Source organism: Pseudomonas violetae (assembly GCF_023072615.1).
GTDB classification, from domain to species: Bacteria; Pseudomonadota; Gammaproteobacteria; order Pseudomonadales; family Pseudomonadaceae; genus Aquipseudomonas; species Aquipseudomonas violetae.
Genome location: NZ_JAKNRW010000027.1, coordinates 44,803 through 70,815 on the forward strand (window position 1 = coordinate 44,803; position 26,013 = coordinate 70,815).

27 protein-coding genes are annotated in these 26,013 nt (G+C 60.2%); 2 read left to right on the plus strand and 25 right to left on the minus strand.

The features are described 5' to 3' along the window. Positions 1–22: 22 nt before the first annotated feature. The 19 genes from L9059_RS23170 to L9059_RS23260 all read right to left on the minus strand — a co-directional run bounded on the left by L9059_RS23170 (position 23) and on the right by L9059_RS23260 (position 15,353). The gene (locus tag L9059_RS23170) at positions 23–898 is read right to left on the minus strand and encodes an SMP-30/gluconolactonase/LRE family protein (RefSeq protein ID WP_247293226.1); all 876 of its coding nucleotides are present in this window, start codon (positions 896–898) and stop codon (positions 23–25) included. 46 nt (positions 899–944) lie between these two features. Then, positions 945–1,661 carry a FadR/GntR family transcriptional regulator gene (locus L9059_RS23175; RefSeq protein ID WP_247293227.1) on the minus strand — a complete coding sequence of 239 codons (717 nt, stop codon included), beginning with the start codon at positions 1,659–1,661 and terminating at the stop codon, positions 945–947. Positions 1,662–1,770: 109 nt separating this feature from the next. Continuing rightward, on the minus strand, positions 1,771–2,331 hold the full coding sequence (locus tag L9059_RS23180; RefSeq protein ID WP_247293228.1) for a DUF1285 domain-containing protein: 561 nt from the start codon (positions 2,329–2,331) through the stop codon (positions 1,771–1,773). 17 nt (positions 2,332–2,348) lie between these two features. Then, positions 2,349–2,957: a DUF4823 domain-containing protein gene (locus L9059_RS23185; protein WP_247293229.1), complete on the minus strand. Its 609-nt coding sequence runs from the start codon at positions 2,955–2,957 to the stop codon at positions 2,349–2,351. 111 nt (positions 2,958–3,068) lie between these two features. Further along, positions 3,069–4,037 (minus strand): GTP 3',8-cyclase MoaA, encoded by a 969-nt coding sequence (locus tag L9059_RS23190; protein WP_247293230.1) that lies wholly within the window; start codon positions 4,035–4,037, stop codon positions 3,069–3,071. 138 nt (positions 4,038–4,175) lie between these two features. Beyond that, entirely contained in the window at positions 4,176–4,814 is a 639-nt protein-coding gene (locus tag L9059_RS23195) for a TetR/AcrR family transcriptional regulator (protein WP_019689364.1), read from the minus strand. Positions 4,815–5,156: 342 nt separating this feature from the next. Then, complete coding sequence (locus L9059_RS23200; protein ID WP_247293231.1) at positions 5,157–5,942, minus strand: TatD family hydrolase; 786 nt, start codon at positions 5,940–5,942, stop codon at positions 5,157–5,159. Between the two features lie 15 nt (positions 5,943–5,957). Further along, complete coding sequence (locus L9059_RS23205; RefSeq protein ID WP_247293232.1) at positions 5,958–6,314, minus strand: PilZ domain-containing protein; 357 nt, start codon at positions 6,312–6,314, stop codon at positions 5,958–5,960. Positions 6,315–6,346: 32 nt separating this feature from the next. Beyond that, positions 6,347–7,333 carry a DNA polymerase III subunit delta' gene (locus L9059_RS23210; protein WP_247293233.1) on the minus strand — a complete coding sequence of 329 codons (987 nt, stop codon included), beginning with the start codon at positions 7,331–7,333 and terminating at the stop codon, positions 6,347–6,349. Continuing rightward, a complete protein-coding gene (gene tmk, locus L9059_RS23215) occupies positions 7,326–7,958 on the minus strand; it encodes a dTMP kinase (RefSeq protein ID WP_247293234.1) in 633 nt (210 codons plus the stop codon). Before tmk ends, L9059_RS23210 begins: the two co-directional genes overlap by 8 nt. Positions 7,959–7,977: 19 nt before the next feature. After that, positions 7,978–9,192 (minus strand): endolytic transglycosylase MltG, encoded by a 1,215-nt coding sequence (gene mltG / locus L9059_RS23220; RefSeq protein ID WP_247293235.1) that lies wholly within the window; start codon positions 9,190–9,192, stop codon positions 7,978–7,980. A gap of 3 nt (positions 9,193–9,195) precedes the next feature. Beyond that, positions 9,196–10,011: an aminodeoxychorismate lyase gene (gene pabC / locus L9059_RS23225; RefSeq protein ID WP_247293236.1), complete on the minus strand. Its 816-nt coding sequence runs from the start codon at positions 10,009–10,011 to the stop codon at positions 9,196–9,198. Continuing rightward, complete coding sequence (fabF, locus tag L9059_RS23230; protein ID WP_247293237.1) at positions 10,011–11,255, minus strand: beta-ketoacyl-ACP synthase II; 1,245 nt, start codon at positions 11,253–11,255, stop codon at positions 10,011–10,013. Before fabF ends, pabC begins: the two co-directional genes overlap by 1 nt. A gap of 107 nt (positions 11,256–11,362) precedes the next feature. Beyond that, the gene (acpP, locus tag L9059_RS23235; protein ID WP_004371293.1) at positions 11,363–11,599 is read right to left on the minus strand and encodes an acyl carrier protein; all 237 of its coding nucleotides are present in this window, start codon (positions 11,597–11,599) and stop codon (positions 11,363–11,365) included. Positions 11,600–11,790: 191 nt separating this feature from the next. After that, positions 11,791–12,534 carry a 3-oxoacyl-ACP reductase FabG gene (fabG, locus tag L9059_RS23240; protein WP_247293238.1) on the minus strand — a complete coding sequence of 248 codons (744 nt, stop codon included), beginning with the start codon at positions 12,532–12,534 and terminating at the stop codon, positions 11,791–11,793. 16 nt (positions 12,535–12,550) lie between these two features. Next, positions 12,551–13,489, minus strand: a complete 939-nt coding sequence (gene fabD / locus L9059_RS23245; RefSeq protein ID WP_247293239.1) for an ACP S-malonyltransferase — start codon at positions 13,487–13,489, stop codon at positions 12,551–12,553. A gap of 125 nt (positions 13,490–13,614) precedes the next feature. Continuing rightward, positions 13,615–14,625 carry a phosphate acyltransferase PlsX gene (gene plsX, locus L9059_RS23250; RefSeq protein ID WP_247293240.1) on the minus strand — a complete coding sequence of 337 codons (1,011 nt, stop codon included), beginning with the start codon at positions 14,623–14,625 and terminating at the stop codon, positions 13,615–13,617. 4 nt (positions 14,626–14,629) lie between these two features. Beyond that, positions 14,630–14,812, minus strand: coding sequence for a 50S ribosomal protein L32 (gene rpmF / locus L9059_RS23255; RefSeq protein ID WP_008152339.1), 183 nt, complete (start codon positions 14,810–14,812; stop codon positions 14,630–14,632). Positions 14,813–14,825: 13 nt separating this feature from the next. Further along, on the minus strand, positions 14,826–15,353 hold the full coding sequence (locus L9059_RS23260; RefSeq protein WP_004371317.1) for a YceD family protein: 528 nt from the start codon (positions 15,351–15,353) through the stop codon (positions 14,826–14,828). Positions 15,354–15,458: 105 nt separating this feature from the next. On the opposite strand from L9059_RS23260, the gene L9059_RS23265 reads away from it, so the two are divergent. Beyond that, the gene (locus tag L9059_RS23265) at positions 15,459–16,037 is read left to right on the plus strand and encodes a Maf family protein (protein WP_247293241.1); all 579 of its coding nucleotides are present in this window, start codon (positions 15,459–15,461) and stop codon (positions 16,035–16,037) included. Positions 16,038–16,051: 14 nt separating this feature from the next. Here the strand turns inward: L9059_RS23265 and sppA are convergent, their stop codons facing one another. The 3 genes from sppA to rluC are packed head-to-tail and all read right to left on the minus strand — an operon-like array spanning position 16,052 to position 18,675. Then, on the minus strand, positions 16,052–17,041 hold the full coding sequence (gene sppA / locus L9059_RS23270; RefSeq protein ID WP_247293242.1) for a signal peptide peptidase SppA: 990 nt from the start codon (positions 17,039–17,041) through the stop codon (positions 16,052–16,054). A gap of 22 nt (positions 17,042–17,063) precedes the next feature. Beyond that, on the minus strand, positions 17,064–17,726 hold the full coding sequence (locus L9059_RS23275) for an HAD-IA family hydrolase (protein WP_247293243.1): 663 nt from the start codon (positions 17,724–17,726) through the stop codon (positions 17,064–17,066). Continuing rightward, complete coding sequence (gene rluC, locus L9059_RS23280; protein ID WP_045061729.1) at positions 17,713–18,675, minus strand: 23S rRNA pseudouridine(955/2504/2580) synthase RluC; 963 nt, start codon at positions 18,673–18,675, stop codon at positions 17,713–17,715. The genes L9059_RS23275 and rluC overlap by 14 nt, the downstream gene beginning before the upstream one ends. Before the next feature lie 701 nt (positions 18,676–19,376). Here rluC and rne point away from each other — a divergent pair. Then, positions 19,377–22,592 (plus strand): ribonuclease E, encoded by a 3,216-nt coding sequence (gene rne / locus L9059_RS23285; protein WP_247293244.1) that lies wholly within the window; start codon positions 19,377–19,379, stop codon positions 22,590–22,592. 73 nt (positions 22,593–22,665) lie between these two features. Here the strand turns inward: rne and L9059_RS23290 are convergent, their stop codons facing one another. The 3 genes from L9059_RS23290 to L9059_RS23300 form a co-directional block, all read right to left on the minus strand. Continuing rightward, entirely contained in the window at positions 22,666–23,256 is a 591-nt protein-coding gene (locus L9059_RS23290; protein ID WP_247293245.1) for a nucleotidyltransferase family protein, read from the minus strand. Next, positions 23,253–24,236: an XdhC family protein gene (locus L9059_RS23295; RefSeq protein WP_247293246.1), complete on the minus strand. Its 984-nt coding sequence runs from the start codon at positions 24,234–24,236 to the stop codon at positions 23,253–23,255. Before L9059_RS23295 ends, L9059_RS23290 begins: the two co-directional genes overlap by 4 nt. Beyond that, positions 24,236–26,013: xanthine dehydrogenase family protein molybdopterin-binding subunit (locus L9059_RS23300; protein WP_247293247.1), on the minus strand; the 1,778-nt coding region annotated here is incomplete at its 5' end. The genes L9059_RS23300 and L9059_RS23295, both read right to left, overlap by 1 nt.

The window sequence follows — 26,013 nt, forward strand, 5'->3', positions numbered from 1 at the left end:
TTTACATCCCATATTAAGGGATCTACCCAGCAAAACGCTGACAGACTTTCCCTTCAACATCGACTTCCATTGCCAGCAATGCACCGTCCAGCGGGTGATTACGCGGGCTCGCAGCGCTGGTGATGTAGAGGGTTTGCAGGTCCCGGCCGCCAAACACGCAACTGGTGGGACGGCTAACCGGTAGCTCGATCACTCGATCGACCTGCCCTTGGGGCGTCAGCCTGAGCAGGCAGCTGCCGTCCCATCGGGCGTTCCAGACATGTCCCTGGGCATCCATTGCTGAGCCATCCGGGCCACCACGCGAATGGGGGCCGAACCAGACACGCGCGGGATCAAGGTTGCCGTCAGTGCGGATGAAATGCTGGTACAGGGTGCCGTCGAGGCTGTCGCCGAAGTGCACAGTGGTCTGGTCATCACTCCACAGCAGGGTGTTGGGAATGCCCAGCCCGCGCAGCAACGGCGTGACGCGACCATCATGATCGATACGGAATAGGCCACCGGAGCGACGCGTCAGCGGTAAGTCCTCGCCCTTGAGGCCGATGTTGTTCTGCATGGTGCTGAGCCACAGCCGCCCCTGGGCATCGCAGCGTGCCTCGTTCGTGCGGTTACCCGGTTGCGGATCAACCACGCAGAACAGACTCAGTCGCGGTTCAAGGCCAGGGGAGTCAAGGTCGAGGCGATAGACTCCGCTGCTCAAAGTCACCAGCGCGTCGCCGCTGTCACAGGGAATGAAGGCCGACACGTGCTCCGGCATCTCCCAGATCTGCACATTAGCGCCGATCAGGCGCAGTGCCTGCTTGCCCGCGATATCGACCCAGTACAGCGCCTGGGTCGCGACGTCCCAGAACGGAGCCTCGCCCAGCCGGGCACGGTGTTCGGTTACTGCATTGCACGCCATGAAACCTCCTGCCCTATTCTTTTTTTTGTAGGTCGCAGCGCGGCCGTCAACTGGCCTTTTTATCGGCCATGACTTGCGGGTAGTAACGCTTGATGGCCAGGTCCGCGTTATCGATCAGGGTCATGCAGGCCCAGACCCCGCGCGCAGTATCGCGGGCGGCGATGGCCTCGGCCATGTCCCTGTGGATGGGCAGGGTTCGTCGCAATTCGTCCGGATCGGCAGCAGATACCTCGAAGGACACGGCCAGCAGCGCACCGAGGGCCGGGACCATCTGTTCGATGAATTGATTATGGCTGGCGGAGAGTATGCATTCGTGAAACATCTGGTCGGCGCGGTTGTAGTCGACGCCGCTGTCCACCGCCCGTTCGAGCGCATTGAAGGCCTGGCGTATCGCCTGGACCTGCTCGGCGGTGGCTCTTTCACAAGCCCAACGCACCGCCATCGGCTCAATGGTGCGGCGCAGGTCCAGGAGGTCGTCGACGAAATTTTCCGGTAGGCCACTGTGCGAGAGCCAGCCCACCACCTGCGGATCAAAGAGGTTCCAGCGGCGCACTGGCAAAACCCGGGTGCCAACTTTCGGGCCGACTTCGAGCATTCCTTTAGCAACCAGGGTCTTGATGGCTTCGCGGATAACCGTGCGACTGACACCCAACTGCTCGCCCAGGTCGGCTTCGACCTTGATGGTCGCGCCGGGCTTTACCTGGCCAGTGGCGATCCAGCAACCCAGCCAGTCGACGGTCGATGCGTGAAAGCTACTGGACATGGAGACCTCGATGCTGGGGCGACGTTAAGACGCTCGCGATGGGTGTCCACGCTAATCATCATACGATTGGGTGTCAATTTGTATTTAACAGTCTGCCCACAAAAATCGGTCAGGGCTCAAGACCGATCGGGAAGAACTCACCACCACTCCACACGCCAAGCCAGCGCAGCCCGCCGATTTCACGGGTGACGGCCAGCTCCACCAACTGGTAGAACACATTGCGATGGATGAGCGCTTCGAGATTGCTCCGCACATGCACGTAAGGCGCCGGCTCCTGGGTGACCGGATCGATCACCACGCGGATCGGGTGCTCGACGCCCGCTTCGGCAGTCTCCTCAACATTGGTGGTAAACCGCAGCAACTGCGCCTCACCCTCTCCTTCCACGTCCACGGCGATGGCCACAAACGGCGCGTCATCGACCTTGATACCGACCTTCTCGACCGGCGTGATCAGAAAGTAATCATCACCGTCGCGGCGGATGATGGTGGAGAACAGCTTGACCATCGGCTTGCGTCCGATCGGCGTGCCCAGGTAATACCAGGTGCCGTCCCGGGCTATGCGCATATCAATGTCGCCACAGAAGTCGGGATTCCACAGGTGGACCGGCGGCAGGCCTTTGGTCTTGGGAATCTGCCCCAACAGGTCGTTGGCTTTTTGCGGTCCGCTCATGGTGTACTCCTTGGAAATTATTGATCACTGATGCCCAGCAGGCTGCGCGCGTACTGCTCAAGCGGCGGACCCATCAGGTCCTCGGGCCTGGAGTCGTGGAACGTCAGCAAACCGCCGCGACTCTTGATGCGTGCAGTATCGATCAAATACTGGGTGCTGGTCTCGATCAACATGATCTGAATCACGCCAGTATCGATACCCAGCCGGTCCAAGGCTTCCTGATCCAGCCACTCATCGGAGTTGCCGATGCGGTCATCGGCCTTGGCAAAGCGCGTGTACAGCAGATAGTGAGCGCCCACTGCGCGGGCCTCGCCCATGGCTTCGTCGAGACCCTCGGGGGCGCGAGCGCGGCGCACCATGGGGAAGTATTCGATAAATCCATCGAAGGCGACTTCGGCAATGACGTTGGGCCGCGGGTAAGCAGTGCCGCCAGGTGGCGCAAAAGCACCTTGGGCGATGTAGACGAAGGAGTCCGCCTGGATCCGCAGGTTATTGACCCGACGACTGTCGCTGTGGTCGAGCAGGCCGGCATCACTCATGTGATAACGGGTGCCTTCGGCCATATCACTGACGTTCATGCAGCCACCAAGCGCCAAAATGGCCAGCAGCAAAACCGGGTTACGCATCCTGTCCTCCAGAGGCCGGTGACGGAAAACCGGCGAATGGGCGTTGGATGCAGCTTCCGCGCCAGCTCAAGCTCAAGCTTATCGGTGCCTGATGCTCGCGAAGGCGGATTTTCAGCCGCCGATGATCTTCATGATGGTCGCGCCACCGGAGAACGCCACTTCCTGCTTGTCTCCCAGCGCCTTTACCAGAAGCCGCTGCAAGGCTGGCAACGCCTGGTGGCGAGGTTTGTCCAGCAGGTCGCCGACATAGTGGCGGTTGCTCGACGACAGGCAACCATGCAGCCAGCCCGTAGACGACAGCCGCAACCGCGAGCAGGTGCGGCAGAATGGCACGCTTTCGTTGGCAATCACCCCGAAGTGGCCCATGCCTGGGATCTCGTAGCGCACCGCCGTGGCATCGACGGGGGCATCGGCCTGCAGGTACTCGTAGCGCTCGCCAATCAGGTCGAGCAACTGCTGGAGGCTGACGAATTGCTGCAGGAAGGCATTGGAGTCACTGGCAAGGTGCCCCATGCGCATCAGCTCGATAAAGCGCAGTTCATAGCCACGCTCCAGGCAATAATCGAGCAGCGGCATCACCTGGTCGAGGTTCTGCCCGCGCAACGGCACCATGTTGACCTTGATCTTCATGCCCGCCGCGCTGGCCTGGTCCATGCCATTGAGCACGGTCGCCAGGTCGCCGCCACGCGCGATGCTACGGAATGCGCCGGCATCCAGGGTATCGAGGGACACATTGATCCGGCGGATGCCGGCGTCCACGAGCAATGGCAGCTTCTTCGCCAGCAACTGGCCATTGGTGGTCAGGCTGATGTCTTCCAGGCCCATCTTGCCAACGGCGGCCATGAAGGCTTCGAGTTTCGGACTGACCAGCGGCTCGCCACCCGTGATGCGCAAACGCTCGATGCCAGCCGCTTCGATCAGATAGGCCACGCCGCGCGCCATAGCATCGGCTGACAGTTCATCCTGCGCAGCCACCAGCCGCTTGCCATCAGGCACGCAGTAAGTACACGCGTAATTGCAGGCTGAGGTCAGGCTGATCCGCAAATTGCGAAAACGCCTGCCTTGACGGTCAACGATCATGGAGCACTCCGGCGAAAGGAAATGGAACAGCTAAAACTTGACTCACAAATCAAGTTTTAGCAAGCCCCATGCCTGAGTATATTCCTGCGGTCCTCGCCATGGTGCGAATATCATGGCGCAATCAGGCTGCTGAATGGCTCAGCTGCTTGGAGTGTCGGTGTCGCGCTTGCGCTTGTTGCCCATGCGCACGCCGATGTCCATCAGGAACTGGAAGAAGCCTTCCTGATCTTCCAGCACATTGCTCCAGAACGGCGAGTGATACAGCGCCACGGCACCGTGCACCAGCGCCCAGGATGCGCAGTAGTGGAAGTAAGGCGGGACATCTTCGAGCTTGCCTTCGCTGATCCGGCCCTTGATCAACAGGGTCAGGCGCTCGAAGTTCGAGGCGCGGATCTTGTGCAGTTCCTCGACCATCTCCGGCACCTGATTGCCCTTGACCACCTTTTCTTCCAGGCGATCGAACAACCGGTAGCGTTGCGGATCGCGCATGCGGAATTCGAAGTAGGCGCGGGACAGCGCTTCCTTGTCCTTGTCGACATCGGCGGAGTGCAACAGCTCGTTCAGGTCACGCTCGTAGTCGAGCATCAGGCGCAAGTAGATCTCGGCCTTGGACTTGAAGTGCTTGTAGATCGTGCCTTTGCCGATACCGACGGCATCAGCAATCATCTCGACGGTGACACTGTCTTCACCTTGTTCGAGGAACAGCTTGAGCGCGGTATCGAGAATTTCCTGCTCGCGGCGACGAAACTCACGGACCTTACGAGGTTCTTTATGCATAAGAAAAAGGTCTGTAGGGGTCAAAATTCGAAGCCGCGTATTATGCCTAACTTGCGCCAAAATGCACGGATCATCCGACCATATCTGTGTTTCTTGAGGTTTTCCTGCACCTGGCCGATTGATGAGAACACTTCCGAAGCGCGGGTATTCCAAAATTGTTTAAAAACCCGACCGGCTAAACTGGACTCAGCGCAATACTGATCAATACTTCAACTGTCGACGGGACATCTCCCCCAAGTGTCTCGACGATAAAGGTACCAACGGACCGCGTATCTTTGTTTTACTCCTAATGGTCTTAACCCGGATTCACCCCCCAGAACCCGGGTTTTTTTTGCCTGCGATTTAACCTTTCACGTGCGCTAACGGAAACAGCCGCTTGAAATTCTCAGTGGTTTGCGCGGCAAATTGCTCGTAGGACTCACCGCGCAACATTGCCAGAAATTCCGCTACCTCACGCACGTACTGCGGCAGGTTTGGCTTGCCTCGATGGGGGATGGGTGCCAGATACGGCGAATCGGTTTCCACCAGCAATCGATCGGCCGGGACCTTGCTGGCGACATCGCGCAGGGCGTCAGCATTGCGGAAAGTGACAATCCCGGACAAGGAAATGTAATAACCCATGTCCAGTGCCGCTTTCGCCATCTCCCAGTCTTCAGTGAAGCAATGCAGCACCCCTGCCTGAGGCAGCGCGGCTTCGCGCAGCAGGCTCAGCGTGTCGGCGCGGGCTCCGCGGGTATGAATGATCACCGGTTTGCCGGTCTGCTGTGCCGCCTGCAGATGCAGGCGAAACGATTCCTGCTGCAACTCGGCCGCTTCCGGCTCGTAGTGGTAGTCCAGGCCTGTCTCACCGATGGCCACCACGCGCGGATGGTTGAGCTCCTGCAACAGCCAGTCCAGGGCTGGGGCCGCACCCGGCTGTACATCCAGCGGATGCACGCCAACCGAGCAGTCGACATCGGCGTAACGGTCGGCCAGGGCCTTGACGCCGGCGGCATTGTCGACGCTGACGCCAATACACAGAAAGTGACCGACGCCCCGTTGCCGGGCCGCATCCAGCGCTGCATCCAGCGAGCCGTTGTGCGCGGCGAGGTCGAGTCTATCAAGGTGACAATGGGAATCTACGAGCATGAAGAGGGCTGCAACTTACATCGTATGAGTGGGACGGTCGGACTTCAGGGCTCCGGCCAGATGGGTTTCGATTCGACTGCGCGCGGTGTTGTCACCGTCATTGAACTGTACACCGACACCGGCGGCGCGGTTGCCCTGAGCGCCTTTGGGCGTGATCCAGGTGACCTTGCCGGCGACAGGAATCTTCTCGGCTTCGTCCATCAGGTTGAGCAGCATGAATACTTCGTCGCCCAACCGGTAACTCTTGTTGGTCGGAATAAACAGGCCACCGTTCTTGATGAAAGGCATGTACGCCGCGTAAAGCACCGACTTGTCCTTGATGGTCAGGGACAGGATGCCGTTTCGCGGTCCGGAGTTGACGGGTTCACTCATGCTGACCTCCACTGCTGATGTTCAGAGTCTAGTCACTTCTGGCCGGGCAAAGACGCCCATTGCACCAACAATGCCTCGAGCAGTAATACCCGGTTGAGGTTCGCTTTGCTCATAACTTTCTGGCGCTGGGCGAGAATCCAGTCCTGGATATCGAGAACCTTGTCCTGAGCGGACTTCTGCGCCAGGTATTGAATCACTTTACGCATGTCCGCCAGCCCCAGCCCTTCTTCATCCTGGGTCAACTGATAACGCAGGATCAGGCTCGACCAGTCGCAGAACCAGTCGAACAGCAACAACAACGGAATCGCATTCCAACCTTCGGCCAACTGCGTTGGCGACTGCTGTTGCTTGAGCAGTTTCTTGACCCCGTCGACCACCAGCGCCCGCTGCTCGCGCACCCCTTGGGCCTGCAGCTTGACCGCTGCCAGCGGCGAACCGGCGGCCAGGGTCAACAGCTCTACGCGCTCCTCTTCGGAGCAGTCGGGCAAAGTGCGCGCCAGCCAGGCCAGGCTCATTGCCTGGCCTGGCAGTGGGCAGGCCTGCTGCACGCAACGGCTCTTGATAGTCGGCAGCAGGCGGCTGGTCTGGTGACTGACCAGGAGCAGGACGGTATCGCCAGAAGGCTCTTCAAGACTTTTTAGCAAGGCATTGGCGGCGTTGATATTCATCGCCTCAACGGGTTCTATCAGCACTACTTTGCGCCCGCCCATCTGCGCGGTCTGCACTACGAAACTCACCAGTTCGCGAACCTGGTCGACCTTGATCGCCTTGTCCGCCTCTTCCGGTTCGAGGATGTAGTTGTCGGGGTGGCTGCCGGCCTTGAGCAGCAGGCAGGATTTGCATTCGCCGCAGGCATCCTGGGCGGTCGGACGCTGGCACAGCAGGCTGGCCATCAAGCGCTCGGCCAATGCACGCTTGCCGATTCCGGCCGGGCCGTGCAACAGATAGGCGTGGGCATGCTGCTTGCGACCGGCCAGTTGCTGCCAGAGCGATTCCTGCCAGGGATAGGCTTCAGCCACGGGCCAGCTCCAGCAGACGCGGGAGCAAGGCGTCCAGGGACTGCTGGACCTGCCCCAGCGGTTGCGCGGCATCCACCAGCACATAACGCGCAGGATCGGCTTCAGCGCGCTTGAGGAAGGCGCTGCGCACAGCATCGAAGAAGGCCCGGCCTTCCAGCTCAAAGCGGTCGAGGCGCCCACGGGCACTGGCGCGCGCCAGACCGACTTCCACCGGCAGATCAAAAATCAATGTCAGGCCAGGGCGCAGGGTCCCCTGGACGAAGGATTCCAAGGTGGCGATACGTTCCAGCGACAGGCCACGGCCACCACCTTGATAGGCATAGGTCGAATCGGTGAAACGATCGCACAGCACCACCGCCCCCCGGGCCAATGCCGGGCGGATGACTTCGGCCAGGTGCTGGGCGCGAGCGGCGAAAACCAAGAGCAACTCGGTGTCCGGGTTCATGACTTCTTCAACCGGTGCCAGCAGCACTTCACGAATTCGCTCGGCCAGCGCCGTGCCGCCCGGCTCCCGGGTCAACACGACCTCGATACCGGCGGCGCGCAGGCGTTCGGCCAGGTATTCGCGATTGGTGCTCTTGCCGGCGCCCTCAGGGCCTTCCAGGGTAATAAACAAGCCAGTCACAGGCAGTCCTTAGTCAGGGTCATTGCGGGCTTTGCGGCGTGGTGGCGTCCGGTTCGGCTGCAGGCGCCGATGGCGGCTCCTGCGGTGCTACCTGGGGCAAAGCCTCGGGATCGGGGTTGGGCGACGCGGCAGGAATTGGCGCCTCGTCGGCCGGGGTGGCGACATCAGGTGTTTCAGGCGCTGATATCCCAGGTGCAGTCGCTGGTGCCGGGCTGGATCGGTAATCGGCGCGACGTTTGAGCTGGTACTCGCGCACTGCATTGTTGTGCGCATCCAGGTCATCGGAAAAGACATGACTGCCATCGCCACGGGCAACAAAATACAGACTGCTGCCCGCCACCGGATTTAAGGCCGCGTGAATCGCTTCGCGCCCGACCATGGCGATGGGAGTCGGCGGCAGGCCTGAAATCATGTAGGTGTTATACGGTGTCGCTTCCCTGAGGTGCGCGCGAGTCAATTTACCGCGATAGCGATCGCCCAGGCCGTAAATCACGGTCGGGTCTGTCTGCAAGAGCATGCCCATCGCAATGCGTCGCACGAACACCCCGGCGATCTGCCCGCGCTCCTGCGGCACACCGGTTTCTTTCTCCACCAGGGAGGCCATGATCAGTGCCTGATACGGATCTGCGTAGGGTAGATCCGGGGCCCGCTGGTTCCATTCCCTGGCAAGCACTTCGTCGAGGCGCTCGTAGGCGGTTTGGAGCAATTCGATGTCGGTCATGCCGCGAACAAAACGGTAGGTATCGGGAAAAAAACGCCCCTCCGGAAAAATCCCCGGGTGGCCAAGTTTTTCCATCACCTGGGTGTCGCTCAAACCATCAAGTGTCTGGTCGAGTTTTTCGTCTTTGGCCAGGGCCGCGCGGACCTGATGGAAATTCCAGCCCTCGACCAGAGTCACGCTGTACTGCACCACGTCCCCGCGCGTCCACGATTGGATCAAACCTGCGACGGTCATGCCGGGCTGCATTCGGTATTCGCCGCTGTGCAGGGGTTGTCCGGCGAGGTTAAAGCGCCAGTACACGCGAAGCCAGAACGCGTCCTTGATGACGCCATCGGCTTCGAGTCGGTAGAAAGTGCGGGTTGGCGTCGTGCCCCTGGGTACTTCGAGCATCTCCTCCTGGGTGATGTTCAGCGACTGATCCAGCGCCGAATGAATTTTCCAGGCGCAAGCGCCGAACAACAGCCCCGCCAGAACCAATCCGGTTTCCAGCAGCAGCAAGAATTTACGTCTCACGAATCAAGCATCCAATAGCGCATGGGCAATGGTTTGGAGTTTACGGGTGAGCGGGCCAACCGGCCAGCTCAGTGCGGCATAGGCACGCACCGGCCAGATGCCATAAACACTGTTACAGACAAAGACTTCATCGGCCCATTGCAGCTGTTCCAGGGTGATATCGATGATTTGTACAGGGATCGCCGAAGACTCGGCTTGAAACAATAATTCAGCGCGCATCACCCCGGCGACTCCGCAGCGCTCAAGGTCGGCAGTGATCAGCACACCATCACGCACCAGGAACAAATTACTGAACACGCCCTCGATCACGCGACCCGCCTGGTCGAGCATCAGGCCTTCGGCGTGCTCAGCGTCTTGCCACTCGGAACGGGCAATGACCTGTTCCAGGCGATTGAGGTGCTTGAGACCGGCAAGCAAGGGCTGCAGGGACAGCCGGGTTGCGCAAGGGAACAGGCGCACGCCATGCTCCGCGTGTGACACCGGGTAAGTCGCAGGAGGATTGCCCAGCATGATCCGTCGCGCCACAACGACAGGGTCCGGCGCGTAGCCGCGAGCACTTTCGCCACGGGTGACGATCAGCTTGAGTACGCCTTCACCGAGCGCCTGGGCATAGGCCAGTAGCTCGGTGCGCACCACCGCGCCATCAAGATTGATTGCCAGGCGCTGGCAACCCTTGAGCAACCGCGCCAGATGTCGGTCAAGCAATATCGGGGTGCCCTTGCGCACGGCGATGGTCTCGAACAGACCATCACCGTAGGCCAGGCCGCGATCCTTCAGCGACAGAGCGTGCGCCAGCTGACCGTCGACCCAGCTGTCCATCAGCCAGCGAACCGGCGGAACACCAGCGAGCCGTTGGTCCCACCAAATCCGAAGGAGTTGGACAGAACCACATCGATATCCATATTGCGCGCAGTGTGCGGCACGAAGTCGAGGTCACAGCCTTCGTCGGGTTCGTCAAGGTTGATGGTCGGCGGCGCCACTTGGCTGTTGATCGCCAGCACACTGAAGATCGCTTCAACCGCGCCTGCCGCACCCAGGAGGTGACCGGTCATGGACTTGGTCGAACTGACGGCCAGCTTGTAGGCATGATCACCGAACACCGACTTGATCGCACAGGCCTCGGCAAGGTCACCGGCCGAAGTCGAGGTGCCGTGGGCATTGATGTACTGGACCTGGTCGCCATTGATCCTGGCATCGCGCAGGGCATTGGTGATGCACCGGGCAGCACCCGCACCATCGGCAGGAGGCGAAGTCATATGGAACGCATCGCCACTGGTGCCGAAACCGATCAACTCGGCATAGATGGTCGCACCGCGAGCCTTGGCATGCTCCAGTTCTTCGAGAACCAGCGCGCCAGCACCGTCGGACAGTACAAAGCCGTCACGCCCCTTGTCCCAAGGACGGCTGGCACGGGTTGGCTCGTCGTTGCGAGTCGACAGCGCCCGGGAGGCACCGAAGCCGCCCATGCCCAGGCCACACGCGGCCATCTCGGCACCACCGGCGATCATCACGTCGGCTTCGTCGTACATGATGTTGCGTGCCGCCATGCCGATGCAGTGTGTACCCGTGGTACAGGCCGTGGCGATGGCGTAGTTGGGCCCCTGTGCTCCGAGGTGGATGGACAGGAATCCGGAAATCATATTGATGATCGAGCCGGGCACGAAAAACGGCGAAATCCGTCGAGGGCCGGAATCATGCAGGGTACGGCTGGTGTCTTCAATGTTGGTCAGGCCGCCAATGCCCGAGCCCATGGCGACGCCGATGCGTTCGCGGTTGGCATCGGTCACTTCCAGGCCTGCATTCTTTACTGCCTGAAACCCTGCGGCCAGACCGTATTGAATGAACAGGTCGAGCTTGCGCGCTTCCTTGACCGACAGGTATTCCTCGACATTGAAGCCCTTTACCGAGCCGCCAAAACGGGTGGAATAGGCAGAAAGGTCGGTGTGTTCGATCAGACCAATGCCACTGCGGCCAGCCAGAATGCCCTGCCAACTGCTTGGCACATCCGTGCCCAGTGGCGACAACATACCCATACCGGTGACTACGACGCGTCTACGCGACACAGCACTCTCCTTTTTCAAATGACGACTTTGCATCAGGTCTAAAGAAAAAACCGCACGCCATGAGGCAGTGCGGTTTTTCCATGACAGCAAGCAACGACTACAAACTATTACGCCTGGTGGCTGGTAACGTAGTCGATTGCAGCTTGTACAGTAGTGATCTTTTCAGCTTCTTCGTCAGGGATTTCGGTCTCGAATTCCTCTTCCAGAGCCATCACCAGCTCAACGGTGTCAAGGGAGTCAGCACCCAGGTCTTCAACGAAGGAAGCGCTGTTAGTCACTTCTTCTTCCTTAACGCCCAGTTGCTCGGCAACGATTTTCTTGACGCGCTCTTCGATGGTGCTCATACCTTGTTTTCACTCCTAATGGACAAATTCAGGCAGCTGGCCAGTGGGTAAGTGTATAGAAAGACTTTTCAGTTTTTCAACTGAAAGCTTCACTCCTCTAACCCTGCAGCCCGATGCCTATAAATAGATTGCAGCTTTATAACGGATTTTAGACAGCTCGTATGACATTTTTTTGAAGCAGTCCGTCACATTTAACTCATGTACATCCCGCCGTTCACCGGGATTGTAGCCCCAGTAACGTATGCCGCACCGTCGGACGCAAGAAAAGCGACCACAGACGCGATCTCTTGAGCTTGCCCCAGACGGCCCAGCGGAATCTGTGTCACCAAGGATTCACGCTGCGCCTCCGGCAGTTCACGGGTCATATCGGTGTCGATGAACCCAGGGGCCACCGAGTTTACCGTAATCGAACGCGAACCGACTTCACGCGCCAGTGCACGGCTGAAACCTTCCAGACCGGCCTTGGCGGCGGCGTAGTTTACTTGGCCTGCGTTGCCCATGGCACCCACAACAGAGCCAATACTGATAATTCGTCCCCAACGCGCCTTGGTCATGCCACGCAAAACGCCCTTGGACAGGCGGAACAGACTGTTCAGGTTGGTATCGACAACGTCATGCCATTCGTCATCTTTCATCCGCATCATCAGATTATCGCGGGTGATGCCGGCATTGTTGACCAGGATCGCCGGCGCACCGAACTGCTCGGAGATGCTCGCCAACACGGCTGCGACCGACTCGTCACTGGTAACATTGAGTTCCAGGCCAGTGCCTTGGATACCGTTTTCTTTCAGGGTCGCAGCAATGCGCTCGGCGCCGGATGCGGAAGTCGCAGTACCCACGACGATGGCGCCCTGACGACCCAGTTCCAAGGCGATAGCCTGGCCGATTCCGCGGCTCGCACCGGTGACCAGTGCAACTTTACCTTGCAGACTCATGCAAGTTTCTCCTGATTCAGGCCAACGCTGCACGGGCGGCAGCGAAAGCGTCTGGGGTATTGAGGTTGGATGTTGCTACGCCGTCGGCACAACGTTTGTTCAGGCCGGCCAGCACTTTGCCAGGGCCGCATTCGACCAACTGGGTCGCGCCCTTGGCGGCCAGCGCCTGCACCGATTCAACCCAGCGCACAGGCTTGTACAGCTGTTCGAGCAGATCGCGCTTGAGGGTTTCCAGATCGGCCGGCACTGCTGCGCTGACGTTCTGCACCACAGGAATCTGCGGCGTCTGCCAGTCGATCGCGGCGATCGATTCGGCGAAACGCTCGGCAGCCGGGCGCATCAGCTCGCAATGGGACGGCACACTGACCGGTAACGGCATGGCGCGCTTGGCACCACGGGCCTTGCAGCCTTCGATGGCACGCTCCACCGCCGCCTTGGCACCGGCGATGACCACCTGGCCTGGGGAGTTGAAGTTGACTGCACTGACCACTTCACCTTGCGCCGCTTCGGCGCAGGCTGCCAGCACATCGGCATCGTCCAAGCCGAGGATTGCGGCCATGCCGCCCTGACCGGCCGGCACAGCTTCCTGCATCAGCTGGCCACGGCGCTCGACGAGCTTGACCGCGCCAGCCAGGCTCAGGCTACCGGCAGCAACCAGCGCACTGTACTCGCCCAGGCTGTGACCGGCCACGTAGGCCGGACGTGCGCCGCCTTCTGCCAGCCACAGGCGCCACAAGGCGATTGAGGCGGTCAGGATGGCCGGCTGGGTCTTGTCGGTTTGATTGAGTTGCTCTTCCGGCCCTTGTTGGGTCAGTGCCCACAGGTCGTAACCCAGGGCGTCGGAAGCTTCTTTGAACGTTTCAAGGACAATCGGATGTTGCGCGCCCAACTCGGCCAGCATGCCGAGGGACTGCGAACCCTGTCCTGGAAAGACGAATGCGAGGGAAGCAGACATGTAACAAGCCCCTAATGATCTTGTCGTCGGAGAATTGACGTCCCACCAGGGGGACGCAAGAAACTGACAGTTGGATGGCCAATTGAACTGAGCGGTCACATTTAAGCATTGTCCGACGAAAACGCCTAAAGCAACAAATTCTCCAGACGACCGTGTATGCGCTCCGGCAGATTTTCCTGGATCTCGATCAAGGCGCGCGATATCGCACTCTGAAATCCTTCCACACCGGCGGAGCCGTGGCTCTTCACTACAATGCCCTGCAAGCCGAGAAAGCTTGCGCCATTGTGTCGTGCAGGTGCCAGATCGGCCTGCAGCCGCCTCATCAACGGCAACGCCAGGGCACCAACCATCCGAGAAACGACGCTCTTCTTGAACAACGCTTCGATACGCCCGGCAATCATGGTGGCCAGGCCTTCGCTGGACTTGAGCAGGATGTTGCCGACAAAACCGTCGCAGACCACGACATCGGCTTCGCCGCGATACAACCCATCGCCCTCGACAAAACCGATGTAGTTGATGCCACGGGCCGCCTGCAACAAGGTTGCAGCCCGCTTGACCTGCTGATTGCCCTTGATGTGCTCGGTGCCGATATTCAACAACGCGACTCGCGGCCGGACGATACCCAGCGTCTCGGCCGCCACCGACCCCATCACCGCAAACTGCAACAGGTGTTCGGCGCTGCAATCGACGTTAGCCCCGAGGTCGAGCAACTGGCAATAGCCCGTCTGCGTCGGAATTGCCGCCACCATCGCCGGTCGATCAATGCCCGGCAAAGTCTTGAGCACGAACCGCGACAACGCCATCAAAGCCCCGGTATTGCCAGCACTGACACAGGCCTGGACCTTGCCATCGCGCAACAACTCCAGCGCGACACGCATCGACGAATCCGGCTTGCCACGCAATGCCTGGGCAGGCTTCTCGTCCATGGTAATAACTTCATGGGCGGGTACGATAGACAGGCGCGCGCGATCCGCAGCCGATTGGCCTGCGAGCAATTCTTCAAGGAGAGAGGGTTGACCGACGAGGGTCAGGTGCAGCGAGGGCGTAGCATTCAGACAAGCGAGGCTGGCCTGAACAATGCTGCGGGGACCGAAGTCCCCGCCCATTGCGTCAATCGCGATGACTTGAGCAGACAAGTGATTACTCGTCAGCGCCCTTGTCGATCACTTTACGGCCACGGTATACGCCTTCTGGCGATACGTGGTGACGCAGGTGAATTTCACCAGTGGTTTTTTCTACAGACAGAGTGCTTGCCGTCAGGGCGTCGTGCGAACGACGCATGTCACGGGCAGAGCGGGATTTTTTGTTCTGCTGAACAGCCATAATTGATTAACTCCTAAACGTTTGGGTCACGCTTTAACTGCGCCAATACACTGAACGGGTTGGACCGCGTTACCTCGTCCTCGCTCGGTTCGGGCTCATCGAGACCCGCCGGCTGCTGGCATTCTTCCGGATGATGAGCAGGCACAATGGGCAAGGCGAGCAAAAGCTCCTCCTCGATCAGTGACTGCAGATCCAATGGATCTTCGCCCAGTTCCAGCACGTCATAACCTTTCGGCAACGACTGGGTATTCGCACCCTCCTTCACCACAGCATAACTGCATTCGCTATGGATCGGCAGGGTGACCAGCTCAAGACAACGCTGGCAAACCATTTTGACTTCGGTGTCGATAAAACTGTGGATTACCACAGACTTACGTTCATCTCGTTCAAAAACGAATTTAGCCTGCACCGTACCGACAGTGTCGGAAAGCGGGTCGCAGAGTCTCTCCAAATCGGCCAGCAGCAGTTCACCTTGAAGGGTGGTGCCACGATCAGCCAATTTGCGCGGGTCAACGTGAGGTGGAATCGGGTCATTCAACATAGGCGCAGCATTATAGGGATGCACCCAGCCATGTCAAAGGAAATTCAGCCCTGTGCGTCACTTGGAAGCCTCGCTAGAATTCGCGACTGACTTCTGGAGTTGCGCATGCTGCCTTTATTACTCGCTTCAAGCTCGGTTTACCGCCGGGAACTGCTCGCCCGCCTGCAGCTGCCGTTCGTCTGCAGCTCGCCGGATATTGATGAAACTCATCGCCCGCATGAGTCCGCCATTGAACTGGTCAAGCGCCTGGCACGGGAAAAAGCCCAGGCACTGGCCGAGACTCACCCGGATCATCTGATAATTGGTTCCGACCAGGTCGCGGTACTCGGTGACCGCATCATTGGCAAACCGCACACGTTCGAGAAGGCGCGGGATCAGTTGCTCGCTTCCAGCGGCGCCAGCGTGACTTTCCTCACGGGCCTGGCCCTGCTCAACAGCCAGACCGGTCATTGCCAGGTGGACTGCGTACCGTTCACGGTGCACATGCGCACCCTTGACCTGGCGCGCATCGAACGCTACCTGCATGCAGAGCAGCCCTACGACTGCGCTGGCAGCTTCAAGGCCGAAGGATTAGGGGTGAGCCTGTTTCAGCGCACAGAAGGCCCTGACGCCACCAGCCTGATCGGCCTGCCGCTGATTCGGCTGATCGATATGCTGCTGGCAGAGGGTGTACGGGTGCCGTAAAGAACAAATGTAAACTAGCGCAACGACGGGCCGTGGAAACCCATCCACATCGCCAGTTGCTCAGCCACGCTGGCGCCCAGCTTCTTCGAGAAGCGATCGAAGGTCGACTCCTGAACGGTGAAATCCACCAGTTCTTTCTCGCCGATGACATCGCGGGCCACCGAACTGGCACTGCCCAACCCATCGATCAAACCCAGTGGCAGCGCCTGCTCACCCGACCAGACCAGCCCGGAGAACAGCTCCGGGTGCTCCTTGTCTTTCAGGCGATCGCCACGCCCCTTCTTCACGCTGCTGATGAATTGCTGATGAGTGGTATCGAGCACGCCCTGCCAGAACTGAGTCTCCTCAGGCTTCTGCGGCTGGAACGGATCAAGGAATGACTTGTGCTCGCCAGACGTGTAGGTACGGCGCTCCACCCCAAGCTTCTCCATGGTGCCGACAAAGCCATAACCGGCCGCAGTCACCCCAATGGAGCCCACCAGGCTGGCCTTGTCCGCATAGATCTGATCGGCGGCGCTGGCGATGTAGTAAGCACCGGAAGCCCCCAGATCGGAGATGACCGCGTATACCTTGATATCAGGATGTAATGCGCGCAGGCGAACAATCTCGTCGTACACATAACCTGACTGCACCGGACTGCCGCCCGGACTGTTGATCCGCAGGACCACGCCCTTGACCTTGTCGTCCTCGAAGGCAGCTCGCAGGCTGCCGACGATATTGTCGGCGCTAGCCTGCTCTTTGTCGGCAATCACGCCAGTGACCTCGATCAGTGCGGTGTAGTTGGCGCTGCGGGTCGCGGCTTTTTCCATATCCATCAGCGGCGTGAACAGCATCAACGCGCCAAACAGATACACGAAGGTCAGCAGCTTGAAGAAAATTCCCCAGCGACGGGACCGGCGCTGCTCCTGCACGCTGGCCAGCAAGGTCTTTTCCAGCAACTTCCAGCTTTTCTCGTCACCGCTCTGCGCATCCACCTTGGCGGGCGCTTTCCATTCGTCGGTCATGCCGTCTACCCCAAAAAACCTGTTAAGCCCGCTGATTCAGCCAGGCATGCAATTCTGAAAAACGATCAATGGCCAGTCGTGGCTCGAAGAGCTTCAGCGCCTCGATCGATTGCGCGCCGTAGCTGACGGCTACCGAAGCCATGCCGGCGTTGCGAGCCATCTGCAGGTCGAAAGAGGAATCCCCGACCATCAGCGCCTGCTCCGGGCGAACTTCGCAGTGGGCGAGGATCTGTTCCAGCATCAGAGGATGGGGCTTGCTGGCAGTTTCATCAGCCGCACGGGTGATGTCGAAATACCTCTCCCAACCATGAGCCTTTAATACCCGGTCGAGCCCGCGACGGGCCTTGCCGGTCGCAACGGCTAGATGATAGCCCTCGGCGCGAAACGCCTCCATCGACTCGAGCACACCCTCGAACAACGGCGAAGGCACAGCCTCGGCGGCAATATAGTGATCGGCGTAATACTCCCGAAACTCGACCAACTGGGCATCGCCGATGTCCGGATACAGGGTGCGAATCGCTTCCGGCAAGCCGAGACCGATGATGCCCTTGACGGCGAAATCATCGCGCAACTCAAACCCCGAGCGCTCGGAGGCCACATGCATGGCCTCGACGATCCGACCAATGGAATCCGCGAGGGTCCCGTCCCAGTCAAATATCAGCAGTTTGCAATCAGAGGGGTGCACTCAGGCGCTCCACGGTCTTGGCCCACATTTCATCCACTGGTGCCTGCAACTTGAGCTCGCCACCATCCGGCAGCGGCACGGTCAGCAGATAGGCGTGCAGGAACAGACGCTTGCCACCCAGGTCGCGGATTTCCTTACTGAAACCCTCGTCCCCGTATTTCGGGTCGCCAGCAATGCAGTGCCCGGCATGCAAGGTGTGCACGCGGATCTGGTGGGTACGGCCGGTAATCGGCCGGGCTTCGACCATGGTCGCAAAGTCACCGAAGCGCCGCAGTACCTTGAACACCGTCACGGACTCCTTGCCCTCCTCCTCGTCGACCTCGACCATACGCTCGCCGGAACGCAGGTTGCTCTTGCCCAGCGAGGCACGGACTTGCTTGATCGAGGCCGCCCAGTTGCCACGAACCAGCGCCATGTAGCGCTTGTCCACGCCATCACCGCGCAAGGCCGTGTGCAAGTGACGCAACATGCTGCGCTTCTTGGCGATCATCAGCAGGCCAGAAGTGTCTCGGTCGAGCCGGTGAACCAGTTCGAGCTCCTTGCAATCGGGGCGCAACTGACGAAAGGCTTCGATCACTCCATAGGTCAGGCCGCTGCCACCGTGAACCGCAATGCCGCAAGGCTTGTTGATCACGATCAGGGCCTTGTCTTCGAAGATAATCGAGGCTTCGAGGCGCTGCAGCAGGCCTTGTGCCAGCGGCACCGGCTCGTCGCGCTCAGGCACGCGCACCGGCGGCACGCGCACGATATCGCCCGCCTGCAGCTTGTATTCGGGCTTGATCCGACCTTTGTTCACCCGCACTTCGCCTTTACGCAAAATGCGGTAAATCAGGGTCTTGGGCACGCCTTTGAGCCGAGCGAGAAGGAAGTTGTCAATTCGTTGGCCGGCATATTCCGGCGAGACCTCAAGCAGTTGTACGCTTGGGGTCGAGGGGGCAGTAGTCGTCATGCCGCAGATGATATCAATTTTTTATGGAATTGAAGCACTTAATCATTACTGCTATAGTCGCGAACGCCGCCAAAAGCGGCCTGGACAGCGGACCAACGGTCTAAAACCGGCCCTGACCAATGCAATTCACCAGGACGCGAGGCCGTCCTACGGGGCTTTCGCTACGTAACGGTGGAGTTTGCAGGTGTAACGAGCGCAGGTGACATGAGGCCTGAATCAAGCCGCAGAGCAGAGTTCTCACTCGCCTTGCGAGCCAATATTCATGGCCAGTTCACAAAGTGCAGTCAGCTGCGAATGACCTCGAGCGAAGGTTTCGGAAACAACGCCTAAATTAGCCATGATGCGTGACCTCCCCTTTTGGAGCTCACGGTAAATGCCAACCCGTTGCGGATTCTGCGCGCGGCAGCACCCGAATTATCAGGGATACGTGTAGGGTGGAGATGCACAACCGCTGGACTGTGTAGCAATAGGCTTTTCCAAGACGCTTCATCTCGTCCACAGCCACTGGTTGATTCCTCCTCCTGACTGAGTGCTTAAGTAGCCACAGCAAGCAGGACGCGTACGTCGCGACGAAGGCCCACATTGGCCGGACATCGCTGGACACGGGAATGGCCAACCACTCCCGACGCACCTGACACCGACCATGAGAAGTCGTGTGTGCCGAACGCCGTTTCCGGCAGCCCGGAAACCGACGGTACTACATGAAAAGAATGCTGATTAACGCAACTCAACCCGAAGAGTTGCGTGTTGCACTGGTAGATGGCCAGCGCCTCTACGACCTGGACATCGAATCCGGTGCACGCGAGCAGAAGAAGGCCAACATCTATAAAGGCCGGATTACTCGCATCGAACCAAGCCTTGAGGCTGCCTTTGTCGATTTCGGCTCTGAGCGCCACGGCTTCCTGCCCCTCAAAGAAATATCCCGCGAATACTTCAAGAAAGCCCCTGAAGGCCGCGTCAACATCAAGGACGTCCTGAGCGAAGGCCAGGAAGTCATCGTTCAGGTTGAAAAAGAAGAACGTGGCAACAAGGGCGCCGCCCTGACCACCTTTATCAGCCTGGCCGGTCGTTACCTGGTGCTGATGCCGAACAACCCGCGTGCCGGCGGCATCTCCCGTCGCATCGAAGGCGAAGAGCGCAATGAACTGCGTGAAGCCCTGAACGGCCTGGTTGCCCCAGCCGACATGGGCCTGATCGTGCGCACTGCCGGCCTGGGCCGCAGCAGCGAAGAAATGCAGTGGGACCTCGATTACCTGCTACAACTCTGGACCGCCATCAAAGAAGCCTCGCTGGATCGTTCCGCGCCATTCCTGATCTACCAGGAAAGCAACGTGATCATCCGGGCGATCCGCGATTACCTGCGCCAGGACATCGGCGAAGTGCTGATCGACAGCGTTGAAGCCCAGGACGAAGCCCTGACCTTCATCCGCCAGGTGATGCCGCAGTACGCCAGCAAGATCAAGCTCTACGAAGACAGCGTTCCGCTGTTCAACCGTTTCCAGATCGAAAGCCAGATCGAGACCGCCTTCCAGCGCGTGGTCGAACTGCCTTCCGGCGGCTCCATTGTGATCGACCCGACCGAAGCCCTGGTGTCCATCGACATCAACTCGGCGCGTGCGACCAAAGGCAGCGACATCGAAGAAACCGCGCTGCAGACCAACCTGGAAGCGGCTGAAGAAATCGCCCGCCAACTGCGCCTGCGTGATATCGGCGGCCTGATCGTGATCGACTTTATCGACATGACCCCAGCCAAGAACCAGCGCGCCGTGGAAGAGAAAGTCCGCGAATGCCTGGAAGCTGACCGTGCCCGCGTGCAAGTCGGCCGCATCTCGCGCTTCGGCCTGTTGGAAATGTCTCGTCAGCGCCTGCGTCCTTCCCTGGGCGAAAGCAGCGGCATCGTCTGCCCGCGTTGCAACGGCACCGGTATCATCCGTGACGTTGAATCGCTGTCCCTGGCGATCCTGCGCCTGATCGAAGAAGAAGCCCTGAAAGACCGCACTGCCGAAGTTCGCGCTCAAGTGCCGATTCCGGTTGCAGCCTTCCTGCTCAACGAAAAACGCAACTCGATCACCAAGATCGAACTGCGCACCCGTGCCCGCATCGTCATCCTGCCGAACGATCACCTCGAAACGCCGCACTTCGAAGTTCAGCGTCTGCGTGATGACAGCCCGGAAGCCCACATCAACCAGTCCAGCTACGAAATCGCTGCTGCCGCTGCCGAAGTGGAAGAAGTCCAGCCAGCGGCTGCGACCCGCACCCTGGTACGCCAGGAAGCCGCGGTCAAGACGGCCCCGGCCCGTGCTAACGCTCCGGTGCCTGCCGAAGTCGTCGCTGCCGCGCCTGTGACTGCACCGGCTGCCGTGCCAGAGCCAAGCCTGTTCAAGGGCCTGGTCAAGTCGCTGGTGAGCCTGTTTGCAACCAAGGAAGAGCCAGCCGCTCCGGTTGTGGTTGAAAAACCTGCAACCACCGAACGTCCGGCGCGTAACGAAGAACGTCGCAACGGTCGTCAGCAAAGTCGCAACCGTAACGGTCGCCGCGATGAAGAGCGCAAACCTCGTGAAGAACGTGCACCGCGTGAAGAACGCGCTCCACGGGAAGCTCGTGAAGAAACGCCGGCAATAGTGGCCCGCGAAGAACGCGCTCCACGTGAAGAGCGTGCACCGCGCCCACCGCGTGAAGAACGTGCACCGCGCGCTCCACGTGAAGACCGCAAGCCACGTGGCGAGCGTGAAGAGCGTGTGCGCGAATTGCGCGAACCTCTGGACGCTGTTGCTCCAGCTGCTAACACTACCGCTACCACTGAAGAACGTCCGGCTCGCCAGCCGCGCGAAGAACGTGCTCCACGCCCACCGCGTGAAGAACGTCAGCCACGGACCGAGCAAGCAGTGGCTCCGGTAGCCGAAGAAGAGTTGCTGTCCAACGAAGAGCAACTGCAGGAAGACGGACAGGAAGGCGCCGAAGGCGATCGTCCACGTCGTCGCTCACGTGGCCAGCGTCGTCGCAGCAACCGTCGCGAGCGTCAACGTGATGCCAACGGCAATGTGATCGAAGGCTCGGAAGAGTCTGACTCCGCTGAAGGCGAAGTGGCTGCCACTGCCGACGCACCAAGCGCTGCCGACCTGGCCGCCGGCCTGGCTGTTACTGCAGCCGTTGCCAGCTCCGTGATCAGCGCTCCAGCTGAAGCACAGGCCAACGAGCAAGCCGAACGCGCTACTGCCGCTACCCCGGAGACTGCTCCAGTCGAAGCGCCCGTGGTTGAAGCGACCTCGCCTGTCGAAGCCACCGCCTCGCCGGAAATCGAAGTGGCACCGGTTCGTGAAGCACAGCCTGAAGCCGAAGCGGCACCGCAACCTGCGGCAGTCGTCGAAGCGCCAGCGGTGATTCCAGAGCCAGACGCCGAGACAGTCACCGAAACCGTGACCGAATCGATTCGTGAAGTTCGCGAAGAGCAAACCGCTTTCAACTGGGTTGCCGAGCCAGCTGTTGCAGAAACACCAGCCCCGGTAGCTGAAACTCCGGCTTCCGAGCCAGAGCCAGAGCCGGTCGTTGCGGCTCCAGAGCCTGCCCCAGTGGTGCAGGCGCCGGTTGAAGCACCGGTTGTAGCCGAAGAGGCTGCACCGGTGATCGAAGCCGCGCCAGCCAGCGCCCTGACTGAAAATGGCCGCGCGCCAAACGACCCGCGTGAAGTGCGTCGTCGCAAGCGTGAAGCCGAGCGTCTGCAGAAGGAAGCCGAACTGGCTGCCGCTGCTGCTCCAGCCGTGGTCGAGGCTGCACCGGTGGTTGCTGAAGTCGCTGCTGAAGCAGCCGCTGAGCCTGTGGAGTCAGCGATCCACGAAGCACCACGCTCCGTTCAGAAAGCGGTAGAGCAACACGAACAAGCCCAGGAAGAAGAGCACGAGCCTAAACCCCTCGTCTGATTCCAACGGCTGACAAAAAGCCCCGCCTGGTGATCCAGAGCGGGGCTTTTTATTGACCTGAAAATCAAATGTTTTACACAAACACCAGTGCCCCAGGCACATCCACATCCCGCAACACGCCAGGATCATCCACCACCACTTCAATCACCCTGGCCAAAGCGAACAACGGCCTGGCCCCGCGATCCCCCGATAGCGCCATCAACGCTGGCCCGAACGAGCCCGCGAAACCTACCGGATGCCCATACTCGCCGTCATGCACCAGCACATTGATGGCGTCATCCGCCATACCCGCCAACACCCGCTCAATGCTCGAAGGCAGGATGAACGGCATATCTCCCAGCACAATCACCCATCCGCCAAGCTGTGGACATGCCGCTACTCCCGCGGCAATGCTGTCACCCATGCCTGTGGACTCGATCAAAACCACCTCGAACCCGTAAGCCTGGGCCATGCGAATCACTTGGGGACGATCCGCAGTGGTCACCAGCAGGCGCTTGTCCAGCGTAGCCGGCAGGCTCACCAAAACGTGCTCGATGACCGACCGAACTGCACCGTCGCGTCCAGTGCAGTCCGCCAGCAACTTGTCCTTGTCGGCACCCGCCACCTGGCGAAACCGCTCGCCCTGCCCCGCCGCCAGCACGATGACGCCGATGGGTTCTCTCATAGGGCCTCCTGCAAGGGCTTCTTCTGTTTGAGTTCGACGCCGTTCTTGATCGAGACGATTTCTGCCATAAGCGACAAGGCGATTTCTGCTGGCGAATGACTACCAATGTGCAAACCGATCGGGCCGTGCAGCCGTTCGATGGCCGCTGCTGACAAGCCTAGCTGGGCCAGGTTATCGCGGCGCTTCAGACTGTTGACCCGGGAACCCAGCGCGCCGACATAGAATGCATCGGAGTCCAGCGCCGTCAGCAGCGCCATGTCATCCAGGCGCGGGTCGTGGGTGAGCGCCACAATGGCCGTGCGCTCGTCAGTCTGGATATTCAGTACCGCTTCGTCCGGCATGCCCGGGACAAATCGCCCATGCTGTTCTTCCCAGCCATAGACGAATTCTGTGCGCGGATCGCAGATCAGCACCTCGAAATCCAGCAGCCGCGCCATCTCGGCGACATAACGCGACAGTTGGCCAGCGCCGATCAGCAGCAGACGCCAGCGCGGACCATAAATGGCCCGCAGCGTCTTGCCGTCAAAGGTCAACACCTGCGTCGTGTCTGCGGGTTCAAGCAGCACTTCACCGGTGTCGACAGACAGCGAGCGCGCCACAATTTCGTGCGCCTCGCAACGTGCCAGCAACTGTGCCACCCAGGCCGGATCGCCGACGTGCTCCTGGGTCAGGCGCAAGGTGCCGCCGCAGGGCAAGCCAAAGCGTGCCGCTTCCTCGCGAGTAACGCCGTAGGTGATTAACTGCACCAGCGGCCCATCAGGCGGGATGCGCCCATCGTGCAGGCGGGCAATCAGATCATCCTCGACACAGCCGCCTGACACGGACCCGATCACCACGCCGTCTTCACGCAACGCCAGCATGGCGCCAGGCGCCCGGGGCGCGGTGCCCCAGGTCTGGACCACGCTGTACAGCACCACCCGCTGGCCCGCATTGCGCCATTCCAGCACGCTGCGCAGGACATTCAGATCGACGCTGTCCATCAGGCTTGCGCCTTATGCCAACCCTGCAACTGGTAACGCACTGGCAGGTTGCGAATACGGTGGCCCGTGGCGGCAAAAATCGCATTGCACAGCGCCGGCGCAATCGGCGGAACGCCCGGCTCGCCGACGCCTCCAAGCGGCACGTCTCCCGGCGGAGTGACCAGGTGCACCGCAACCACCTTCGGCGCCAGGGACATGCGCGCCACTTCGTACATGTGAAAGTTATCCTGCTGGACCTTGCCGTCCTTGAAGCTGATTTCGCCGAGCACCGCATTACCCAGACCCATCACACAGGCACCTTCAAATTGCGAGCGAATCCGCTCCGGGTTGATCTGCGGGCCGCAGTCCACCGCGATATCCGCCTTGTGCACGATCAGCGTGCCGTCATCCTTGACCTCGACCTCGATCACCGCCGCGACATAGGTAACAAAACTGTAGTGCACCGCCAGGCCAAGACCACGCCCCTTGGGCAATTCACGACCCCAGCCGGCGGCCTTCGCCGCAGTTTCCAGGACCTTGCGCATACGGCCGGTATCAATCGGATAGCGCTCTGGCGACTCACCGTAGTTCCACTCTTCACTCAAGGTGCGCGGATCGATCTGGCGGTCCGGGCCCAGCAGTTTGATCTGGTACTCCAGCGGGTCGCGGCCGGCCTTGTGCGCCAATTCATCGACAAAGCTCTGGATCGCAAAGCCGTGGGGAATGTTCGACACCGAACGGTACCAACCCACCCGGGTGTAGGCCTTCGCCTCGGGGTTTTCCAGGCGCACATTGGGGATCGCATAGGCCATGTTGGTGAAGCCCATGCCCAGCTCAAAAGCCGCTTCGTGGTTCATGCCCGGGGCAAACAGCGCCGTGATACTCGGCGCGACGGTACGGTGCAGCCAGCCGGACGGCAGGCCGTCCTTGTTCAGGCTGGCCTTGAGGTACTCGGCCGAAACGGTATGAAAGTAGGAACAGTGGATGTCGTCTTCACGCGTCCATTGCACCCGCACGGCCTTGCCAGGAAACTCCTTGGCGAGGATCGCGGCTTCGATGACAAAATCCGGCTTGGACTTACGCCCGAAGCCGCCGCCGAGCAGGGTCACGTTGAACGTGACGTTATCGAACGGGATGCCGAGGCGCTCGCTGATCCGCTCCCGTGTCACCTGGGGTGCCTGGCTCGGGGCCCAGGCTTCGCAGACGCCGTCCTTGAAGCGCGCAATGGCCACCATTGGCTCCATCGGCGATTGCGCCAGGTGCGGCAGATAATAAGAGGCTTCCAGCGTACTGTCGGCGCCGTCTATGGCCGCGTCGATGTTGCCGGTATTGCGCACAACCTTGCCGGGTTTGAGCGATGCAGCTTCCAACTCCTTGCGGTAGGCAATGGAGTCATAGCTGGCATTGGGGCCATCGTCCCACTCGATCTTCAACACTTCGCGGCCCTTGATCGCCGCCCAGGTGTTGCTTGCGATCACTGCCACGCCACCCAGGGGCTGGAATTCCGACGGCAGTGGCCGCCCTTCGATGTTGATCACCTTGAGCACGCCAGGCACTTTCAGTGCCGCACTCGAATCAACGGATTTGACCTTGCCGCCATAGACCGCCGGGCGCGCGATGGTCGCGTAGAGCATCCCCTCGATGTGCACGTCAGCGCCGAAGACCGCACGGCCATTGACGATGTCGGCACCGTCAATCGCCTTGATGCCTTCCTTGCCGATGTAACGAAATTCCGACGGCTGCTTGAGTCGCAGGCCGTCGCGGGCCGGCACTGCCAGGGCAGCGGCGGCAGCCGCCA

Coding starts and splice junctions, on each gene's coding strand:
- L9059_RS23170 (WP_247293226.1), bottom strand. CDS start 898: ATGGCGTGCAATGCAGTAACCGAACACCGTGCCCGGCTGGGCGAGGCT.
- L9059_RS23175 (WP_247293227.1), bottom strand. CDS start 1,661: ATGTCCAGTAGCTTTCACGCATCGACCGTCGACTGGCTGGGTTGCTGG.
- L9059_RS23180 (WP_247293228.1), bottom strand. CDS start 2,331: ATGAGCGGACCGCAAAAAGCCAACGACCTGTTGGGGCAGATTCCCAAG.
- L9059_RS23185 (WP_247293229.1), bottom strand. CDS start 2,957: ATGCGTAACCCGGTTTTGCTGCTGGCCATTTTGGCGCTTGGTGGCTGC.
- L9059_RS23190 (WP_247293230.1), bottom strand. CDS start 4,037: ATGATCGTTGACCGTCAAGGCAGGCGTTTTCGCAATTTGCGGATCAGC.
- L9059_RS23195 (WP_019689364.1), bottom strand. CDS start 4,814: ATGCATAAAGAACCTCGTAAGGTCCGTGAGTTTCGTCGCCGCGAGCAG.
- L9059_RS23200 (WP_247293231.1), bottom strand. CDS start 5,942: ATGCTCGTAGATTCCCATTGTCACCTTGATAGACTCGACCTCGCCGCG.
- L9059_RS23205 (WP_247293232.1), bottom strand. CDS start 6,314: ATGAGTGAACCCGTCAACTCCGGACCGCGAAACGGCATCCTGTCCCTG.
- pabC (WP_247293236.1), bottom strand. CDS start 10,011: ATGGACAGCTGGGTCGACGGTCAGCTGGCGCACGCTCTGTCGCTGAAG.
- acpP (WP_004371293.1), bottom strand. CDS start 11,599: ATGAGCACCATCGAAGAGCGCGTCAAGAAAATCGTTGCCGAGCAACTG.
- fabG (WP_247293238.1), bottom strand. CDS start 12,534: ATGAGTCTGCAAGGTAAAGTTGCACTGGTCACCGGTGCGAGCCGCGGA.
- fabD (WP_247293239.1), bottom strand. CDS start 13,489: ATGTCTGCTTCCCTCGCATTCGTCTTTCCAGGACAGGGTTCGCAGTCC.
- rpmF (WP_008152339.1), bottom strand. CDS start 14,812: ATGGCTGTTCAGCAGAACAAAAAATCCCGCTCTGCCCGTGACATGCGT.
- L9059_RS23260 (WP_004371317.1), bottom strand. CDS start 15,353: ATGTTGAATGACCCGATTCCACCTCACGTTGACCCGCGCAAATTGGCT.
- L9059_RS23265 (WP_247293241.1), top strand. CDS start 15,459: ATGCTGCCTTTATTACTCGCTTCAAGCTCGGTTTACCGCCGGGAACTG.
- sppA (WP_247293242.1), bottom strand. CDS start 17,041: ATGACCGACGAATGGAAAGCGCCCGCCAAGGTGGATGCGCAGAGCGGT.
- rluC (WP_045061729.1), bottom strand. CDS start 18,675: ATGACGACTACTGCCCCCTCGACCCCAAGCGTACAACTGCTTGAGGTC.
- rne (WP_247293244.1), top strand. CDS start 19,377: ATGAAAAGAATGCTGATTAACGCAACTCAACCCGAAGAGTTGCGTGTT.
- L9059_RS23290 (WP_247293245.1), bottom strand. CDS start 23,256: ATGAGAGAACCCATCGGCGTCATCGTGCTGGCGGCGGGGCAGGGCGAG.
- L9059_RS23295 (WP_247293246.1), bottom strand. CDS start 24,236: ATGGACAGCGTCGATCTGAATGTCCTGCGCAGCGTGCTGGAATGGCGC.